The sequence below is a fragment of the Micromonospora ureilytica genome (assembly GCF_015751765.1).
GTDB lineage: Bacteria > Actinomycetota > Actinomycetes > Mycobacteriales > Micromonosporaceae > Micromonospora > Micromonospora ureilytica.
The window spans coordinates 964572-981449 of the sequence record NZ_JADOTX010000001.1 but is presented as its reverse complement, the minus strand read 5'-3'; the positions used below and the strand labels follow the sequence as shown (position 1 = coordinate 981449).

The 16878-nt window shown below is 68.8% G+C and carries 17 protein-coding genes; 8 read left to right on the top strand and 9 right to left on the bottom strand.

Annotated elements, in window-relative coordinates; genetic code table 11:
* The first annotated feature begins 28 nt into the window (after positions 1–28).
* On the top strand, positions 29–1504 hold the full coding sequence (locus tag IW248_RS04295) for an FAD-dependent monooxygenase (protein WP_196925755.1): 1476 nt from the start codon (positions 29–31) through the stop codon (positions 1502–1504).
* Here the strand turns inward: IW248_RS04295 and IW248_RS33400 are convergent, their stop codons facing one another.
* From IW248_RS33400 to IW248_RS04265, 6 genes are all read right to left on the bottom strand, one after another.
* Positions 1505–1840 carry an HAD family hydrolase gene (locus tag IW248_RS33400; RefSeq protein WP_196925754.1) on the bottom strand — a complete coding sequence of 112 codons (336 nt, stop codon included), beginning with the start codon at positions 1838–1840 and terminating at the stop codon, positions 1505–1507.
* Positions 1837–2676, bottom strand: coding sequence for a metal ABC transporter permease (locus tag IW248_RS04285; RefSeq protein ID WP_196925753.1), 840 nt, complete (start codon positions 2674–2676; stop codon positions 1837–1839). Before IW248_RS04285 ends, IW248_RS33400 begins: the two co-directional genes overlap by 4 nt.
* Positions 2660–3547, bottom strand: coding sequence for a metal ABC transporter permease (locus IW248_RS04280; protein WP_196925752.1), 888 nt, complete (start codon positions 3545–3547; stop codon positions 2660–2662). The genes IW248_RS04285 and IW248_RS04280 overlap by 17 nt, the downstream gene beginning before the upstream one ends.
* On the bottom strand, positions 3544–4314 hold the full coding sequence (locus tag IW248_RS04275) for a metal ABC transporter ATP-binding protein (RefSeq protein WP_196925751.1): 771 nt from the start codon (positions 4312–4314) through the stop codon (positions 3544–3546). The genes IW248_RS04280 and IW248_RS04275 overlap by 4 nt, the downstream gene beginning before the upstream one ends.
* A gap of 1 nt (position 4315) precedes the next feature.
* Positions 4316–5326, bottom strand: a complete 1011-nt coding sequence (locus IW248_RS04270; protein ID WP_307787717.1) for a metal ABC transporter substrate-binding protein — start codon at positions 5324–5326, stop codon at positions 4316–4318.
* 338 nt (positions 5327–5664) lie between these two features.
* The gene (locus IW248_RS04265; protein WP_196925749.1) at positions 5665–6549 is read right to left on the bottom strand and encodes an alpha/beta fold hydrolase; all 885 of its coding nucleotides are present in this window, start codon (positions 6547–6549) and stop codon (positions 5665–5667) included.
* 102 nt (positions 6550–6651) lie between these two features.
* On the opposite strand from IW248_RS04265, the gene IW248_RS04260 reads away from it, so the two are divergent.
* The 3 genes from IW248_RS04260 to IW248_RS04250 all read left to right on the top strand — a co-directional run bounded on the left by IW248_RS04260 (position 6652) and on the right by IW248_RS04250 (position 8965).
* A complete protein-coding gene (locus IW248_RS04260) occupies positions 6652–7221 on the top strand; it encodes a TetR/AcrR family transcriptional regulator (protein WP_196925748.1) in 570 nt (189 codons plus the stop codon).
* 393 nt (positions 7222–7614) lie between these two features.
* Positions 7615–8259 (top strand): LysE family translocator, encoded by a 645-nt coding sequence (locus tag IW248_RS04255; RefSeq protein WP_196925747.1) that lies wholly within the window; start codon positions 7615–7617, stop codon positions 8257–8259.
* Positions 8260–8302: 43 nt separating this feature from the next.
* Positions 8303–8965: an HAD family hydrolase gene (locus IW248_RS04250; protein WP_196925746.1), complete on the top strand. Its 663-nt coding sequence runs from the start codon at positions 8303–8305 to the stop codon at positions 8963–8965.
* A gap of 69 nt (positions 8966–9034) precedes the next feature.
* Here the strand turns inward: IW248_RS04250 and IW248_RS04245 are convergent, their stop codons facing one another.
* Both IW248_RS04245 and IW248_RS04240 read right to left on the bottom strand, forming a co-directional pair.
* A complete protein-coding gene (locus tag IW248_RS04245) occupies positions 9035–9637 on the bottom strand; it encodes a response regulator transcription factor (protein WP_124820797.1) in 603 nt (200 codons plus the stop codon).
* Positions 9634–10776 (bottom strand): sensor histidine kinase, encoded by a 1143-nt coding sequence (locus tag IW248_RS04240; RefSeq protein WP_196925745.1) that lies wholly within the window; start codon positions 10774–10776, stop codon positions 9634–9636. The genes IW248_RS04245 and IW248_RS04240 overlap by 4 nt, the downstream gene beginning before the upstream one ends.
* A 107-nt stretch (positions 10777–10883) precedes the next feature.
* Here IW248_RS04240 and IW248_RS04235 point away from each other — a divergent pair, with 107 nt between their 5' ends.
* From IW248_RS04235 to IW248_RS04225, 3 genes are read left to right on the top strand one after another with little or no spacing between them, the layout of a single operon-like run.
* Positions 10884–11765 carry an ABC transporter ATP-binding protein gene (locus IW248_RS04235; protein ID WP_196925744.1) on the top strand — a complete coding sequence of 294 codons (882 nt, stop codon included), beginning with the start codon at positions 10884–10886 and terminating at the stop codon, positions 11763–11765.
* A 26-nt stretch (positions 11766–11791) separates the two neighbouring features.
* Entirely contained in the window at positions 11792–12511 is a 720-nt protein-coding gene (locus tag IW248_RS04230; RefSeq protein WP_196925743.1) for an ABC transporter permease, read from the top strand.
* Positions 12508–13188, top strand: a complete 681-nt coding sequence (locus IW248_RS04225; RefSeq protein ID WP_196925742.1) for a GOLPH3/VPS74 family protein — start codon at positions 12508–12510, stop codon at positions 13186–13188. The genes IW248_RS04230 and IW248_RS04225 overlap by 4 nt, the downstream gene beginning before the upstream one ends.
* Here IW248_RS04225 and IW248_RS04220 read toward each other — a convergent pair.
* Entirely contained in the window at positions 13185–14381 is a 1197-nt protein-coding gene (locus IW248_RS04220; RefSeq protein WP_196925741.1) for a low temperature requirement protein A, read from the bottom strand. The genes IW248_RS04225 and IW248_RS04220 overlap by 4 nt on opposite strands.
* Positions 14382–14618: 237 nt before the next feature.
* On the opposite strand from IW248_RS04220, the gene IW248_RS04215 reads away from it, so the two are divergent.
* Positions 14619–16829 carry a hypothetical protein gene (locus tag IW248_RS04215; protein ID WP_196925740.1) on the top strand — a complete coding sequence of 737 codons (2211 nt, stop codon included), beginning with the start codon at positions 14619–14621 and terminating at the stop codon, positions 16827–16829.
* The last annotated feature ends 49 nt before the right edge of the window (positions 16830–16878 follow it).

Genomic DNA, 16878 nt, shown 5'->3' with positions numbered 1-16878 from the left:
TCACTAATTGTGGGGATGGGGTTGTCGGATGGATGCCGATGTGATCGTGGTGGGAGCGGGCCCGACCGGGCTGATGCTCGCTGGAGAACTGGCGCTGGCCGGGGTCCGCGTCCGGGTGGTGGAGCGGCGCGATGCGCCACAGCGCCATTCACGGGCGCTCACTTTGCACCCGCGTAGCGTCGAGGTGCTGGACCAGCGCGGGCTGGCCGCCGCATTCCTGTCGCAAGGCAAGCGCGTGCCGGGATGGCATTTCGCGGGACTGCCGACACGGCTGAACTTCGCCGCGCTGGACAGCCGGCACGGGTTCACGCTGTTCCTCGCCCAGGCGCAGACCGAGCGGCTGCTGACCGAGTGGGTGCTCAGCTTGGGCGTGCCGATCTCGCGTGGTTCAGCGGTAACCGGGGTTTCCCAGGACACCGGCGGTGTCGCCGTCACAGTCGGCGGCACCGTGCTGCGCGCCAAGTATGCCGTCGGCTGCGACGGCGGCCGCAGCGTGGTCCGGGAAGCAGCCGGGATCGAGTTTCCCGGAACCGATGAAACCCTTACCGGGATGCTCGGCGACTTCGCCGTCGTCGACTCCTCCGCCCTGGGCCGGGCCGAATCAGGTGGGGTGCTGGCCGTCCCGCTCGGCGACGGGACGACCCGCTTCGTGGCCGTCGACCCGCAACGGATGCGCGAGCCGTCGTCAATTCCGGTGACGCTCGACGAGTTCCGGGCCTCGCTGCTGCGGTCCTGCGGAACGGATTTCGGGGTCGCCGAGCCCCGCTGGCTGTCCCGGTTCGGCAACGCCACCCGACTCGCCGCGCGATACCGGGCCGGCCGGGTCCTGGTGGCCGGCGACGCCGCGCACATCCATTTCCCGGCGGCCGGGCAAGGTCTCAACACCGGGCTGCAGGACGCGGCGAACCTCGGCTGGAAGCTGGCCGCGGCAGTGCACGGGTGGGCACCGGACGGACTGCTCGACACGTACCACGATGAGCGGCATCCGGTCGGTGCGGCCGTCACCGCCAACACCGAGGTGCAGACGTTGCTGCTCGAACTGACGCTCGTCGGACAGTACACATCGCCGGCGACCGCTCTGCGCGCGTTGATCGACGATCTGCTCGGCATCGACGTCGTCAACCGGCGAATCGCCGACGCGGTGTCGGCACTCGACACCCGGTACGGCACGTCTGCGGAACCACTGATCGGCGCTCGCATGCCGGACATCGCGCTGACCTCGCACACCAGCGTCTACGAGCTACTGCGCGGCGGCTCGTTCGCGCTGCTCACGTTGACCGGCGCCGGCCCGGCGACGGGTGAGGTGGCCAGATGGGCCGACCGCGTCGTCCTCGGGGCAGCCTCGGCCGGAGCGCACCCGGCCCTGGCCGGTGTCACCGAGATTCTCGTTCGCCCCGACGGCCACATTGCCTGGCTCAGCCGCGACGACCAGCCGGCGCGCGAACGCACCAACGCACTGACCGCCTGGGCGGGCCAGCCCGCGACCACCGCTTCTGGGAGCTGATCACGGCACCGGATTGTCCATCGACGCCGCCACAGACGAGTTCGTCGGCCGCACACTCCGGTGATGCCGGGGTCTCAGCCCCACGAGTGCGCGCGTCATGCCGGCAACCCGGGCTGCTTCGATGCCAGCGGGACTGTCCTCGATCACCAGGCAACTCGCTGCGGTGGTGTTGAGAAGATGCGCGGCGCGCAGATAGCACTCGGGGCCCGGTTTGCCGCGCCGGACCTGGCTGCTGTCGACCAGGATTTGTATCCGGTGCTCGTACGCCATGGCGCGCAGCACGACGACTGCGCGGTCCAGTGCGCGCCCCGTCTCGTCGAGGTGTGCGGCGCTCATGCGGGGGACGCGCGCAGGCGGGCGGCTGCCGTGGACCGAGATCTGATCAGGCGGGACAGCACTGTCGACAGTGCCAGGATCGCGGTGGCGGTCAGGGTGATGCTCGCGCCGGCGGCGACGTCCCAGCGGCTCGACGCGTAGAGGCCGCCGAGCCCGCTGAGGGCACCGAACGTGACGGCCAGGGCGGTGATGATGCTCAGCCGGTGCGACCACTGGCGCGCCGCCGCTGCCGGCGCGACGATGAGAGCGAGGGCGAGGATCGTGCCGATGGCGGGGACGATCGTCACGACCGCCACCTGGATGGCGAGCAGCAGCACGACGTCCCAGACTCCGGTGGCGAAGCCGGCCGCCTGCGCGCCGATCCGGTCGAAGCCGGTGTAGCGCAGTGGACGGGCGCAGGCCAGCAGGACGGCCGCGACGACGACGAGCGCGACCGCGGTGGTCACGAGGTCCTGCGGGCTGACGGTGAGGATCGATCCGACGAGGAACGATGTCAGGTCTCGGCTGAAGCCGTTCTGGGTGGCGACGAGCCCGGCGCCGAGCGCGAAGCCGCCGGAGAGCATGACGCCGGTCGCCGCGGCCGTGTTCTGGCTTCGGTGGCGGCTGAGCGCGGCGACGCCCAGCGCGACGATCGCGCCCGCGACCACGCCTCCGACGACGATGTTGACGCCGATGATGGCGGCGGCCACCACCCCGGGGAACGTGGCGTGGGTCAGTGCCATGGTGAAGAAGGACAGCCGGCGGAGCACGACGTGAACGCCGACGAGTCCGGCGAGCGCGCCGGCGAGCAGCACCTCGGCCGTGGCCCGGTGCAGCGCGTCATCCCACCAGTTCATGCGGGGACCTCCTTGCGTCGGAGACGATCCGCCCGTGGTTGCGCCTCGAGCGCAGCGCGCCCAGTGGGAGCAGCAGCAGGTAGGCGAGCACGAGCAGCAGGACGACGGCGGAGGCCGAGGTCAGCGAGATGCCGTAGTCGACCGATGCGGTCCAGCTGGCCAGCAGGCCGCCGTATGCGGCGACGAGGATGAGGCCGGTGCCGATCATCGCCATCAGCGGCAGGCGTGTGGTGAGCATGCGGGCAGTCGCGGCCGGCACGATGAGCAGCGCCACCACGAGGATGGTGCCAACGGCGCGTACCGCGGCGACGACGACGAGCGCGACGATGATGTTGAGCAGCAGATCGAGCCAGGCGATCCGGAAGCCGGCGGCGGCCGCTCCGGCCGGGTCGAGGGTCCGGAAGATCAGGGCGCGGGCGCTGATCAGCAGCAGGCCGAGGATGACGACCGCCAGCACGGCGGTCTCCGCGATCTGGCGCGGCGTCACCGTCAGGATGCGCCCGAAGAGGAACGACGTCAGATCCGAGGTGTACGAGGAGCGCCGCGACACGAGCACCACGCCGATCGAGAACATGGCGGTGAGCACCACGGCGGTGGACGCGTCGTCGGACAGCGCCCCGCCTCGGCTGAGCAGGGTCAGCACCACTGCGGTCACGACGCCGGCGACCAGCGCCCCGACGACGATGCCCTCGATTCCACCGGCCAGGAACCCGATGACGACGCCGGGAAACACGGTGTGCGTCAACGCGTCGGAGACGAACGACAGGCGGCGGGCGAAGACGAAGACACTCACCGGTCCGCAGATGAGGGCGAGCAGCGCGAGTTCGGCCAGGGCGCGCCCCATGAACGGTACGGTGAACGGCTCGATCACGGCTCCACCAGCACTGTCCGGCCGTCTCTCAACTCGATGGCGTGTCCGCCGTACGCGCGGCGCAGCGTATCGGCGGTCAACGTCTCATCGGGCGGGCCGACCGCCCACTGCCGGCCGTTGAGCACGCAGACCGTGTCGGCGAGCTCATGCGCGACCGTCAGGTCGTGGGTGCTCAGCACCAGGGTGGTCCCGGCCGCGCTGAGTTCGCGCAGGACGGACAGGATGGCTTCCTGGCTCACCGCGTCGACACCGTTGAACGGCTCGTCGAGCAGCAGCAGCCGTGGCTCGGCGGCGATGGCGCGGGCGAGCAGCACCCGCTGGCGTTGGCCACCGGAGAGCACGCCGAAGTGTGTCTTCGCGTGGTCGGCGAGGCCGAGGCGGTCGAGCGCCTCGTGGACGCGCCGTCGGTCGTCGTTGCGGGTGGGACGCCACCAGCCGATGCGTCGGTAGCGGCCCATCATGACGACCTGGCCAGCGGTCACCGGGAAGTCGGCGTCGAGGGAGTCGGTCTGCGGAACATATCCTGTGCGGGCCCGGGCCTGGGCCGGCGTGCGCCCGAGCACGGTGGACGTGCCGGCGAGGACCGGCACCAGGCCGAGGATCGACTTGATCAACGTGGACTTGCCGGCGCCGTTGGGCCCGATCAGGGCCAGGCGCTGCCCGGGGACCAGGTCGAGGTTGACATCGGTGAGCACGGGCGTGCCGTGGTAGCCGACGCTCACCTCGGCATAGCGAAGGGCGGCGTCGGCCACCGCGACATCGCCCATGTCAGCCGCCCAGAGCCGAGACGATGACCTGGGTGTTGTGCCGCTCAGCACCGAGGTAGGTGCCCTGGGGCGTGCCCTCGGCGCCGATGCTGTCGCCGTAGAGGGCGTCCTCACCGCCGATGACCTTGACGCCGGCCTGGTTCGCGATCGCCTCGGCGCTCTTGGGCGGCAGCGACGTCTCCGCGAAGATGGCCTTCGTACCCGTCGCCTTGATCTTCGCGACCAGCTCGTTGAGCTGCTTCGCGCTCAGCTCGGCGGAGGTGTCGAGGCTGGGGATGACCGAGCCGACGAACTGCAGCTTGTACCGGTCGACGTAGTAGCCGAAGGCGTCGTGGTTGGTCACGAGCTTGCGCTGATCGGCAGGGATCCGGGCGAAGGCGGCCTCGTTGTCGGCGTCGAGCTTGTCGAGTTCGGCCGTGTAGTTCTTCAGATTTTCGGCGAAGGCCGTGGCGTGCGCGGGGTCGGCCGCAGCGAGGCCCTTCTCGATGTTGGCGACCATCGTCTTGGCGTTCAGCGGGTTGTGCCAGATGTGCGGGTCGTGCTCCTCGCCCTCGTGCGCCTCCTCGCCCTCCTCGTGGCCTTCCTCGCCCTCCTCGTGGCCTTCCTCGCCCTCCTCGTGGCCACCCTCGCGCAGGGTGACACCCTGGCTGGAGTCGACGACGGTGCCCTTGAAGCCGGCCGACTCGATGGTCTGGTCGAGCCACTCCTCGAGGCCGACACCGTTCTTGACGACGATGGCGGCCTTTCCGATCGCCTGGATGTCGGCCGGGGTGGGCTCGTAGTCGTGCGGGTCGACGTTCGGCTTGATGATCTGGGTGACGGTGACGTCGCTGCCGCCAACGGTGCGGACGAAGTCGGCCACCTCGGGGGTGGTGGCGACCACGGCGAGCCCGGCGCCGGACGAGGCGTTGCTGCCGCCCTCGGCGGCGTCGTCTCCCGAGCCACAACCGCCAAGAAGAACGAGCGCGGCGGCGGTCGCCGCTGCGATGATCGTGCGTTGTCCATGCTTCACGAAACCACTCCATTCCTGAGATCCGGAACGGTAATCGTTTTCACCAAGCATCGTCTAATAGCGAGATGACCACACGTGCATGTGTCGCGCGCAGCTGTGATCCGGGCACGACGATCGCGTATGCATTGACACTGATGTGAACGTTGGAGCGTGGCCGCATGAACGACACGACGCACTCAGCCACGAGCCCTCTTGCTGCTCTGGCCGGGCCGACCAGGCTGACACCTCGATCGCGGCCGAGGCCCTTGCCGCGTTCGCCCGACGTCCTCGGCCGCTCCTTGAACACGCGGTAACCGAAGGCCAGTCCGGACACCGCGACCGGGCCACGACCAGCTTGGTCAGCCGAGCTTGCGGGTCAGGAAGTCGTGGATGAGCGGGAAGACCTCGTCGGCGCGGTCCTCGAGCAGGAAGTGCCCGCTGTCGAAGAGGTGGAATTCGATGTCCTGCAGGTCTCGCTTGTAGGGGTGCGCGCCCTCGGCAGGGAAGATCACATCATTCGCGCCCCACACGATGAGGGTGGGCGGCTGCGTCTTGCGCAGCCACTCCTGCACCGGCGGGTAGAGCGCTGGGTTCGTGCCGTAGTCGAGGAAGTAGTCGAGCTGGATCTCGTCGTTGCCGGGTCGGTCGAGCAGGGCCTGGTCGACGATCCAGTTGTCGGGTGCGATGCGCGAGGCGTGGGCCATCCCGTCGGTGTACTGGAACTTCGTGGCGTCCAGGGTGACCAGGCCGCGGAGGGCATCCCGGTTCTCCGGGCTGCTGTCGGCCCAGTAGCGCTTGATCGGCACCCAGAAGTCGTTGTCCAGGCCCTCGTCGTAGGCGTTGCCGTTCTGCACGATGAGCGCCGTGATCGCGTCGGGGTTCGCGAGGGCGAGGCGCCAGGCGGTTGGTGCGCCGTAGTCGAAGACGTTGACGGCGTACCTGGTCACTCCGAGCTTCGTCAGCAGCTTCTGCACGTACTTCGCCGCGTTGTCGAAGGTGTAGGAGAACTCGGCGCGATCGGGTGCGGCGCTGTTTCCGTAGCCGGGCAGGTCCGGGGCGATCACGCGGAACCGATCCGCGAGGAACGGGATCAGGTTGCGGAACATGTGGGAGGAGGTCGGGAAGCCGTGCAGGAGCAGGACGACCGGGCCATCGGCCGGGCCGGCCTCTCGGTAGAACATCTGGAACCCGTCGAGGTCCTCGGTCTTGTACTGCACGACGGGAACGAACGGTGTGGCGGTCATGGTGGTGCTCCCTTCGGTGAACGTCGGTCGAGAAGAACCATACATACCTCTAGGTATGGCGGCAACCCTACCTCCAGGTATGGAGGTTGCTAGTCTTGTGTCATGGACAACAGGCGGCTGATCATCGACTCGGCCAAGAAGCTCTTCTGGCATCACGGATACTCGACGACGAGCCCGAAGCAGGTAATGGCCGACTCCGGTGTCGGGCAGGGCAGCTTCTATCACCACTTCCCGACGAAGCCCGACCTCGGCCAAGAGGTGGTTCGGGAGAACGGGCGGGATCTTCTCGCTTCCGTGCGCGCCACCATGGAAGGCCTGCCGACGGGCCGGGAGCGCCTTGCCGCATTCCTGACGTCGGCCGGCGACGCGCTCGGCGGATGCCAGATCGGCGGTTTCGCGTACGACGCAGGGGTTCTTGCCGAAGCCGGCTTGCGGGAGGCACTCGGTGCCGCGTTCACCGAACTGGCCGACCTTCTCGAGAACGTCGTTCGAGAAGCTCAGGTCGACGGCTCTCTATCGCCGAAGTTGGATCCGGCGAAGACCGCCGCCGCTCTCCTGGCCGTCGTCGAGGGCGCGTTTGTCGTCGCGCGAGCCACCGGACGGCAGTCCTCTGCCGACAACGCGACCGCCGGTGCCCTCGCGATGCTGGACGGGAACAACGTCAGGTCGTGACTCCCCATCGACGTGCCGCGAGATCGGACCGGGAGGTTCGGGCCTCATTTCGTTCGCAAGCGGCAGCGCCGGTTGCCGGGGGTCGACGAGGGCAGCATGGCCCCGTCTGGTTGATCAGACACTTCCGCAAGGCGGTGCTGTAGGCATTCGCCGCGGGACGCGGCCACGAGTGCTGCTGCCTCGACGACCTGGGCTGAGCTACCTCTGGGCCCCGGCGTCCAGGTACGCGTCGATGGCCTGCAGATTCTTGGTCAGGCTGTCGAGACGTGGCGGCATTCCTCCGGGCAGCACAGTCAGAGGCCACGTCTGCGAACTGAACAGTCACGCTTACGCCGAGGCTCTGGATCACCTGCGACCCTGACCACGACAGCCACCCACGATAGGTTGATCATCGTGACAGCCCTCAGCGCTCTGTGGTCTTTTGTCATCGTCGTGGGGCTGCTCACCATGACTCCCGGGATGGACACCGCCCTCATCCTGCGCACCGCAGCCGTCGGAGAAACCCGCCGTGCCTGGGGAGTCGTTCTCGGCATCCAAACTGGAACCCTGGCCTGGGGTGCGCTCACCTCCGCTGGTGTCACCGTGTTGCTGACGGCTTCGCACCTGGCCTACGAGGTGCTGCGATGGGCCGGCGCCTGCTATCTGATCGGGATGGGCCTGAGCATGCTGTGGGCCACCCGCCACCGTCGGCCAGACAAATCGAACCAACCGCTCGACGAGCCCGCGACGGCCGGCGACGGCTTCTACCCAGGGTGGCGTCGCGGCGCACTGACAAACCTGCTGAACCCGAAGATGGGCGTGTTCTACGTCGCGCTCCTACCACAGTTCATCCCCTCCGGCGCTTCCCCGTTTGCCTTCGGTGTGCTCCTTGCCTGCGTGCATATCCTTTTGGGCACTGCCTGGTCGGCCGTGCTGGTCGTCCTGGCACGTCGGCTGCGCACGGTGTTGCAACGTCCCACGGCTCGCCGGCTGTTGGACCGCGTCACCGGGACCGTGATTACCGGATTCGGGATCCGGCTCGCCACCAGCAGCCACTGACCTCGCGAACCCCTCCGGCTGCGGCGACGACTACGCTGCGAACGTGATCAAGGGACTGCTGCTGGACTTCTACGGCACGGTGGTCGAAGACGACGACGCGATCATGCAGGCGATAGCTGAACAGGTAGCCGCCGGCGCCTCGACATCCGTCTCTGGAGGCGACGTCATGGATGCCTGGGCGCGGCAGTACGAGGCGGTCGCCGCCGGCCCGCAGTTCCGGACGCTACGAGACTGCGCGATGCGCAGCCTGGCCACGGTAATGGCTGAGGTGGGCTGCCCCGGTGACGCGGCCAACCTGTGCACGGCGCAGTTCACGTACTGGCAGTCGCCGCCGTTGCGTCCAGGTACCCGGGAGTTCCTCTCCCGGGTCACGGTGCCCATCTGCGTGGTGTCCGACGTCGACCGCGCCGACCTGGACGCGGCTATGGCACATCATGGCCTGGCCTTCACCGCCGTAGTGACCAGCGAGGACGTCCGCGCCTACAAACCGGACCGGGCCATGTTTGCCCGGGCGCTCGCCGCCCTGGACCTGGGTGCGGACGAGGTGCTGCACGTGGGCGACTCGACCACCGCCGACGTGCACGGGGCACACGCGGCCGGCATCCGGGCGGCGTGGATCAACCACCGCGGGCATACCCTGCCGGACGATTCGCCCGTCGAATACGAGATTCCCGACCTCACCGGCCTCATCGAAATCATCCAGTAGTCCCCTGGAACGACAAGGATTCCTGGGTCTGGTCCGACACGATCGGGCATCCGCCGCTCGTCAGCGCCTCTACAGCCAGTCGTGTTCGCGGGCGTAGCGGGCCGCTTCGTGGCGGGTCCGGGTCTGGGTCTTGCGCATGGCGTTGGAGAGGTAGTTGCGGACGGTGCCCGGGGCCAGGTGGAGCCGAGCGGCGATGTCGGTGACCGAGTAGCCCTCGCCGGTGACCCGCAGGACGTCGGCTTCCCGGTCGGTGAGGGGGTTGTCCTCGGTGACGGCGAGCGCGGACACGTCCGGGTCGATCCAGCGTTTTCCGTCGTGCAGGGTGGCGATGACCGAGGTGATGTGGGCCGGCTCGGCGGACTTGCTGACGAAGCCCTGGACGCCGAGCTTCAGCGCCTTGCGCAGCACGCCGGGGCGGGCGTGCCGGGTCAGCATGAGGATCACCTGCTCCGGCCGCTCGCGGCGGATCTCGGCGACCGCGCCCAGGCCGTCCACGCCCGGCATCTCCAGGTCGATGACCAGCACATCGGGCCGGTGCCGCAGGGTGGCGGCGATCGCCGTCTGGCCGTCCTGCGCCTCGGCGACGACGGTGATGTCGCCCTCCATCGGCAGCAGCGCGGCCAGGGCCGTACGCAGCAGCGCCTCGTCGTCGGCGAGCACGATGGTGGTCATCGGCGGTCTCCCCGCTCCGTGCCGGCACGCACGGCCGGGAACGTCGCCGCCGTCCGAAAGCGTCCCTGCTGCTGTTCCACGGTCAGCTCACCTCCGTCGCCCGCCACCCGTTGCCGGAGTGCCGCCAGCCCTCGCAACTCCGGGGGTGAGGTGGCGGTCACCCCGTCGTTGACGATGGTGATGCCCGACCCGTTGAGCGTGATCTGCACGTGGGTGGCCTGTGCGTGCCGCAGGATGTTGGTGGTCGTTTCCCGCAGCACCTGCCCGAGCAGTTCGCTGGCGCGGGCATCGACCTCGGCCTCCCGCGTCACCCGGACCCGGATGCCGGCGGCCTCGAACAGGTTCTTCGCGTTCTCGATCTCCGCGGTCAGGTTGAGGCGCCGTTGCGCGTAGGCGAGTTCCTTGGTCTGCGCGATGGTGTCGCTGACCAGCGCGTACGTCTCCCGTAGCTCCTTCTCTGCCCGAGTGGTGTCGCGGAGCAGCAGTCGCTGGGCCAGGGCGATCTTCAGCTTGACCACGTGCAGGGTGTGGCCCTGGATGTCGTGCAGGTCGCTGGCGAACCGCACGCGCTCCCGGACCACGGCCAACTCCGCCTCGCGTTCCCGGGTCTGTTCGAGCTCCCGGATGAGGTCGTAGAACCGCTCGCCCACCACTGTGAAGACCGTCACGACGATGGTGAGGACGGTCGGGATGAGGACGTAGGTGAGCAGGACGTGACCGATGTCGTCCCGCTGCACCAGCAACCGCGCCGCGCCGACGGCGGCGACATAGGTGAACAGCCCAGCCATTGTCAGGGCTCGATGCCGTCGCACTTCGCGCAGGGAAAGCGAACCTACGGCGCAGACACCCCAGTAGGCGTTGGGGCTGCCGGTCACCAGGACCCCGAGCGGCCAGACCGCTGCCGCTACGACCAGGCAGGGCAGCGCGACCCTGGCGAGGTCGTTGGCCGTCCACCGTTCGAAGGCCACCACGGCCGCCACGGCCCCCGGCGCCAGGACGACAATGTGCCACCAGGTACGCGCGTCGGTCCAGAGCAGGACCACAGCGGCGAACACCACCGGCGGCAGTGACGTGGCGAGGTTGAGCCGGCGCAGCCTTCCCTGCGTCGACTCGGTGAAGCGCGGCGATCTCGCGGTCACCACCCCAGTATCCGGCAGCCAGGGGGCCTGACCAGTGACACCACGTCACATGCGGTGATGACGTGGTGCCACTGACGGGTCGGCCGCGCCCGCGCTGTCATGGGTGCATGTCCACCACACCCGTCATCGAAGTCGAACGGCTGAACCTCACCTACGGCGACTTCCACGCCGTGAAGGACCTCTCCTTCGAGGTACGGCCCGGGGAGCTCTACGCACTGCTGGGCACCAACGGGGCCGGGAAGACCTCGACCCTGGAGGTTGTCGAGGGACACCGGAAGCCAACCTCGGGCACCGTACGCGTCTTCGGGCACGGCCCCGACGACCGGCGGGCGGTACGTCCCCGAATGGGCGTCATGCTCCAGGAGAGTGGATTCTCCCCGGACCTCACCGTCCGTGAGTCCGTCGGTCTGGTCGGTCGGCTCACCCGACGCACCGACGACGTCGGCCGGGTGCTCGACCTGGTCGACCTCACCGGCCGGGCCGGCCGCAAGGTGTCGCAGCTGTCCGGCGGGGAGAAGCGACGGCTGGACTTCGCCACAGCGGTCTACGGCACCCCGGAACTGATCTTCCTGGACGAGCCGACCACCGGCCTCGACATTCAGTCCCGCGATGCCGTCTGGGCGACGGTGGACCGGCTCCGGGAGAACGGCGCGACCATCGTGCTCACCACCCACTACCTGGAGGAGGCACAACAGCGCGCGGACCGGATCGGGCTGATGCACGAGGGCGCCTTCCACCGGGAGGGCACCGTCTCCGAGCTGACCCGCACCCTGCCCGCGGTCATCCGCTTCTCCCTCCCGGCATCGGCGCCGACGCTGCCGGTGCGGGCCGCCGTCGACGCGGACGGGAAGGTCATGGTCGAGACCTTCGAGCTGCAGAAGGACCTGCACCTCCTGCTCGGCTGGGCACAGGACCACGCCGTGGAGCTGCGAGACCTGGCGGCAGGGCCGACCCGGCTCGACGACGTCTTCCGCGCCATCAACAGTTGATTCGATCTTCCGCGAGGAGCCTCACCGTGTTGTCCATCGCGTCTAGCGAACTGATCCAACTCTTCCGCAACCGACTGGTGCTGATCACCAGCCTCATCATCCCGGTAGTCGTCAGCGCGTACTTCGTCCGTCAGCACGAGACCTTCGCGGACATCGGGAGCCTCGGCTACATCGCCGCGATCGTCATGTTCACGATCGCCGCGTTCGGGCTCTACGCCACCGCCGTCACCACCCTGGCCTCCCGGCGGCAGAATCTCTTCCTCAAGCGGCTGCGCTCCACCGCCGCAAGCGACACGAGCATCCTCGCCGGCCTGCTGCTGCCCGTGGTCGTGCTCGCCGTGGTGCAGGTGACCGCGATCCTGACCGCCCTGGCCGTGGTCGCCGGCGGACCGGCGAACGTCGCCCTGCTCGTGGTGGCGACCATCGCGGCCCTGGCCATGCTGATCGGCCTCGCGCTGGCCACCGCCGGGCTGACGAACTCCCCCGAACACGCCCAGGTCACCACCCTGCCCGTCACACTCGGGGTGATCGCCGTGACCACCTGGGTGGGCATCTCCGGCACCGAGAACCTCGCCTGGCTCAAGCGGCTGCTGCCCGGCGGCGCGGCCACCGAACTGACCATGAACGCCTGGAACGGCGGCGTCGCCGTAACCGACTCCCTGCTCCTGCTCGCGCCCACGCTCGGCTGGGTCGTCATCGCCGTCGCCCTCGCCACTCGACTCTTCCGCTGGGAGCCCCGCCGATGACCATCGAACCCCGGTCGGACGCCCCGACCCTGGTGGAAGATCTCCTACTGCTGCTGTTCCAACCCAGGTCCGGGACCATCGCGGGAGAGGGCACCCTCTTCTACGTCCTCGGCGGAGCCGTTCTCGCGGACCTCGCCCTCGGCGATCACCTGACCACGGCGGACCGGGGGCGGCTCAAAAGCGTGGCGGGTCACCCACCGTCGGATGGCCTTCTACGCCCGGCGTGGGACTACCTCGCGGAGAAACCGCGGGGGGTGCAGACGGCGCTGGCCGCGGTCGGTCCCGCCCTGCGCAAGCCGGTGTTGGAGCGGCTCATCGCGCGAGGCGACATCGTTCAGGAGCCCCGTAAGGTGCTCGGCCTGTTCCGGACGACGGCCCTGCGGGACGGCAGAACCGAACGACGGTCCCGCCTGCTCGCCGACGTTCGGCGGGTCCTCGTGGACGGCGCGGAGCCACAAGCCCGTGTCGCCGCGCTCGCGGCGCTGCTCTCGGCGAGCGGGACGCTCCCGCAGTTCCACAACGAGATCCCGTGGACGTCAGAGGTGATCAAGCGAGCCAAGGAACTCGAACGGGGCGACTGGGGTGCCGACGCCGCGGCGGCAGCCGTGACCCGCACCGTGACGGCCACCGTCGTCAACAGCGCCATCGTGGCCATCACCGTGCTTCCTCGAAGCTAGGAATTGGGCGGGTGCGGCCGTTCGGGCGGTTTTCCCCTGGCATGGACGGCGTCGGAAGCGGCGATGCCGCCGAGGACCACGACGGCGGTGACGGCCACGGCCAGCGGCGGCAGAAGGATCATGAACGGCGAGGCGCCGGCGAGCGTCAGAGCGCCGATGACCCGAGAGTGGGACACCCGGTCGAATACGGCATGTTCCACCAGGGCCCGCCCGATCAGGAACAGCATTGGTCCGCCGAGGACGACGACAATCCACGCCGTGTTGGTGTGCCCGAACGGATGTACGATCACGATTTCGTACCCGACGGCGACGGCGACGATCCCCACGACCATGAGTACGTGCGCGAGGAAAGCCTCCCGGATGAGGTGCGGGGGCTCAGCAGCGGCTCTGATCGCCTCGGGCAACAGTTGGCCCGCCCGGAAGAGGTAGACGCGAAACAGCAGCACCGTGGTGACGAATGCGACAGCGAAGGCAGTCGCGGGGCCAACGTGCCGAAAGGAAGTGTCGCTGTAGGCCGAGCCGGTCGTCAGAATCAGTTCACCGAGGGCGATGATGAAGAATTGTCGGTAGCGCTCGGACAGATATTCGGCCAGAACGGGCCACTGCTGTTGGGTGGGGCGGGACCACGGCGCGGGATAGAACAGCAGCAGTGCCGCGCAGTCGATGGCGATCGCGAGCGTCCACAACAGCCCGCGGGCCAGATCCGTCACGACCGCTCCGGCGATCCACGGCACGGCTGACAAGCTGAACCAGAAGAACACCCCAGCCGCTCGGCGCTGCGCTTCGTGGCCGCGCAGGATCGGCACGATGATCAGCCCACGAATGATGTGGACGGCGACGTACGCGCCGGCAAAGGCCAGACCTCTGTCACCGAATGCTTGCGGCACGGCGACCGCCATCACCAGCGCGCCGAGCATGGCCGTGTAGACCAGCAACTGCAGTTGGGGCCTCTGCGGATCGTAGAGGTCGGTGACCCACGCCGTGACGAACCACAGCACCATGAAGGCCAGCAGCAACAGCAGCGTCTCCCCCGCCTCGACGAAAACGATCCGCCGCTCGGTGAGCTCCTCGACCAGCCGCTGTGAGACCCGATTGAGAGCAAAGACGAACACCAGGTCGAAGAAGAGTTCCAGAAGGCTGGGTCGCTGCGGTTGCCCCGGCTTTCGAAGTAGCGCTGCTGCCCTTGTCGACATGGGCTGCCCATCTCTGCCGGCTTCGCCTATCCGGGTATTGGTACCACGCCGGGCAGATCGTCGAGTCGATACCCGAAGAATGCCCCCGGACCAGACAACCTTCGCGGGCCCACCCACCACCCGCAGCTCACGGTTGTTTCTCCCTTCTTGGGGTACGCCCGCTGCGCCACGCTGGCGCCGTCGGATCAGCCGAGCGGGTCGGTGTGAGCCGCGTACACGCCGGGGGGCCGGTACCGGATGGATCAGCGAGAGGCGGCCGGGCGCGCTGGGCCTGACGGCGTCGTGCAGTTGCGGGTGCACGGGGTGTCCGCCATTGGGCCGGAGGACCTGCTGGATCGGCCGGATGTGCAGCAGGTGGCAGGTGACCACCGGGGCGGCTTCTACCGAGTCCGGCCGGGAAACCACGAGGGCGGCGAGACCGATGGAGTGACGCTGGAGGCCTACCGCTGGAACAACCTGCCCGCGGGCAACGCGCTGCGAACGCTGGCGATGGTGATCCTGTTGCCGTTCATGCTGATCAACCTCGCCATCTGGATGCGTCCGGCCGGAGCCGGCTCCGACCCGGTGATCAAGGCCCTGTGCCGGTTGTTGGCGCTCACCCTGACCGGGATGTACGTGCTGAGCATGGTGGGCATCGCGCTGGATGTGATCGCGTGGAAGTGCATGTCCTCGCCCGAGTGCCTGGCCGGACGCAGTTGGCTCTCCTGGCTCGGGGGCCGTCCGGCCGGACTGCGCCTGGCGGTGCTCGCGCTTGCGCCAGTTGCGGCCATCAGCCTGGTGTGGGGGCTCAGCGCGCGGCCGGCACTCCCCTTCCACGTGTTCCGCGCGGCCGACCAGCCTCTTGCGGCGCACCGGCTCACCGCCGTCGGCCGGTGGGACAACGAGCCGCTGGTCGGTCGAATGCGCTCGATTCACGTCGCGGCGGCGTTCGCCACGCTGGACCTCAGCCTGCTCGGTGCTCGGGCCGCACAGGGCTTGTCGATCGGCACCGTAGCGCTGACGACAGTTGCCGGACTTCTGCTGGTCACCTGTGCGGTTCTGCTCTGCACTCCACCCCTGACCGCGCCCACCGAAGGACGGCTCGACCGGTTGGTCAGCGCGCTGCGCGCGGTCACCCTCGGCCTGACCGTGCTGGTCTGGATCCACGTTCTGACCAGTTCCGCCTCCTGGCCGGAGCGCAACGGGCTGCCCGGCTACAACCTGACAGTCGTCGGTCTGTTCATCGGTCAGGCGGTGCTGCTGGCTGCCCTGGGTGCGGTGTTGTTCTGGCACCGGGACCGACAGTCGGACGCCGCGCCCTCGCTCGGGTTCGGCGCCCTGGCGGCCTCCGTCGCGGCGATCAGTCTGGCACTGACGTTCTCCGCCGAACTGGCCTACCGGGTGTCCGACGTCCTGAACCGGGGCGCACCGACCGCGGAGGCGCTGATCACCAGCCCTCCGCGCGCCTGCATCTGGGTGATCCTCGGCTTCACGCTGGCGGTGCTGGTGACACTTGTCGTCGCTGGCATCGATTCGCTGGCGTCACGACCGGGACGGATCCGTGCCGCGTCGGCAATCCTTGCTCGTGACTTCCCGGACGCGCCGGCCGATGCCACGCCACGGCTGCGGCAGGTGCGCAAGGCCATCGCCCACGCCCGGTTCACCGAGAGACTGGTGCCGCTCGCGGTGCTCTACGCCTGCCTTGCCGGAATCGGCATGACGATGGTCGCGCTCGGCCTGCTGCCGACGCCACCGGGCGAACTGATCCAGCGGTACGTGGGGCTGCCGGCCAGCTTCGTCGACTTCGGCATCGGTGTCGGCAGCTACCTGATCGCCGCCATCATCGTCGGCCTCGTCATCGGCGGGATCTTCGCCTACCGCACCCCTGGATTTCGCCGGTACGTGGGCGTGCTGTGGGACCTGGGCACGTTCTGGCCCAGAGCCGCGCACCCGTTCGCGCCACCCTGCTACGCCGAACGGGCCGTTCCCGAACTGACCTGCCGGATCACCCACCTCGTCGACTCCGGCAACACGGTGGTGCTCACCGGGCACAGCCACGGCTCCGTCCTGCTCGCCGCGACGGTGCTCCAACTGCCGCCACGGGTCGCCGAACGGGTCGCGTTGCTGACCCACGGCTCGCCCCTTCGACGGTTGTACGCCCGACTCTTTCCCGCCTACGTCAACGACGAGGTGATTCACGAGATCGCCGACCGGGTCGACTGGCGGTGGGTGAACCTGTGGCGAGACACCGACCCCATCGGCGGCCGCGTATTTCCGCCGCAACGACCCGACGGGGCACCCGCCGCACCCGACCAACAGGCGACGGTGGACCGACGGCTTCGCGACCCGAACGGCGTCACAGCTCCGGCCGGCGACATCTTTCCACCACCGATCAAAGGACACAGCCCTTGCGAAGCCGATCGGGCGTTCGACGAGACGGTGCGTGACCTCGCCGGCCGCCTCCGCTGAGCAAGCGGCGCGGGCAGGCGCCGGTGGGAAGGAGCCGGATCCGACCTGA

Bases quoted from the DNA above. Each gene is read 5' to 3' on its own strand.
- IW248_RS04295 (WP_196925755.1), top strand. From the start codon at position 29: ATGGATGCCGATGTGATCGTGGTGGGAGCGGGCCCGACCGGGCTGATG.
- IW248_RS33400 (WP_196925754.1), bottom strand. From the start codon at position 1,840: ATGAGCGCCGCACACCTCGACGAGACGGGGCGCGCACTGGACCGCGCA.
- IW248_RS04285 (WP_196925753.1), bottom strand. From the start codon at position 2,676: ATGAACTGGTGGGATGACGCGCTGCACCGGGCCACGGCCGAGGTGCTG.
- IW248_RS04275 (WP_196925751.1), bottom strand. From the start codon at position 4,314: ATGGGCGATGTCGCGGTGGCCGACGCCGCCCTTCGCTATGCCGAGGTG.
- IW248_RS04265 (WP_196925749.1), bottom strand. From the start codon at position 6,549: ATGACCGCCACACCGTTCGTTCCCGTCGTGCAGTACAAGACCGAGGAC.
- IW248_RS04260 (WP_196925748.1), top strand. From the start codon at position 6,652: ATGGACAACAGGCGGCTGATCATCGACTCGGCCAAGAAGCTCTTCTGG.
- IW248_RS04245 (WP_124820797.1), bottom strand. From the start codon at position 9,637: ATGACCACCATCGTGCTCGCCGACGACGAGGCGCTGCTGCGTACGGCC.
- IW248_RS04235 (WP_196925744.1), top strand. From the start codon at position 10,884: ATGTCCACCACACCCGTCATCGAAGTCGAACGGCTGAACCTCACCTAC.
- IW248_RS04225 (WP_196925742.1), top strand. From the start codon at position 12,508: ATGACCATCGAACCCCGGTCGGACGCCCCGACCCTGGTGGAAGATCTC.
- IW248_RS04220 (WP_196925741.1), bottom strand. From the start codon at position 14,381: ATGTCGACAAGGGCAGCAGCGCTACTTCGAAAGCCGGGGCAACCGCAG.
- IW248_RS04215 (WP_196925740.1), top strand. From the start codon at position 14,619: ATGGATCAGCGAGAGGCGGCCGGGCGCGCTGGGCCTGACGGCGTCGTG.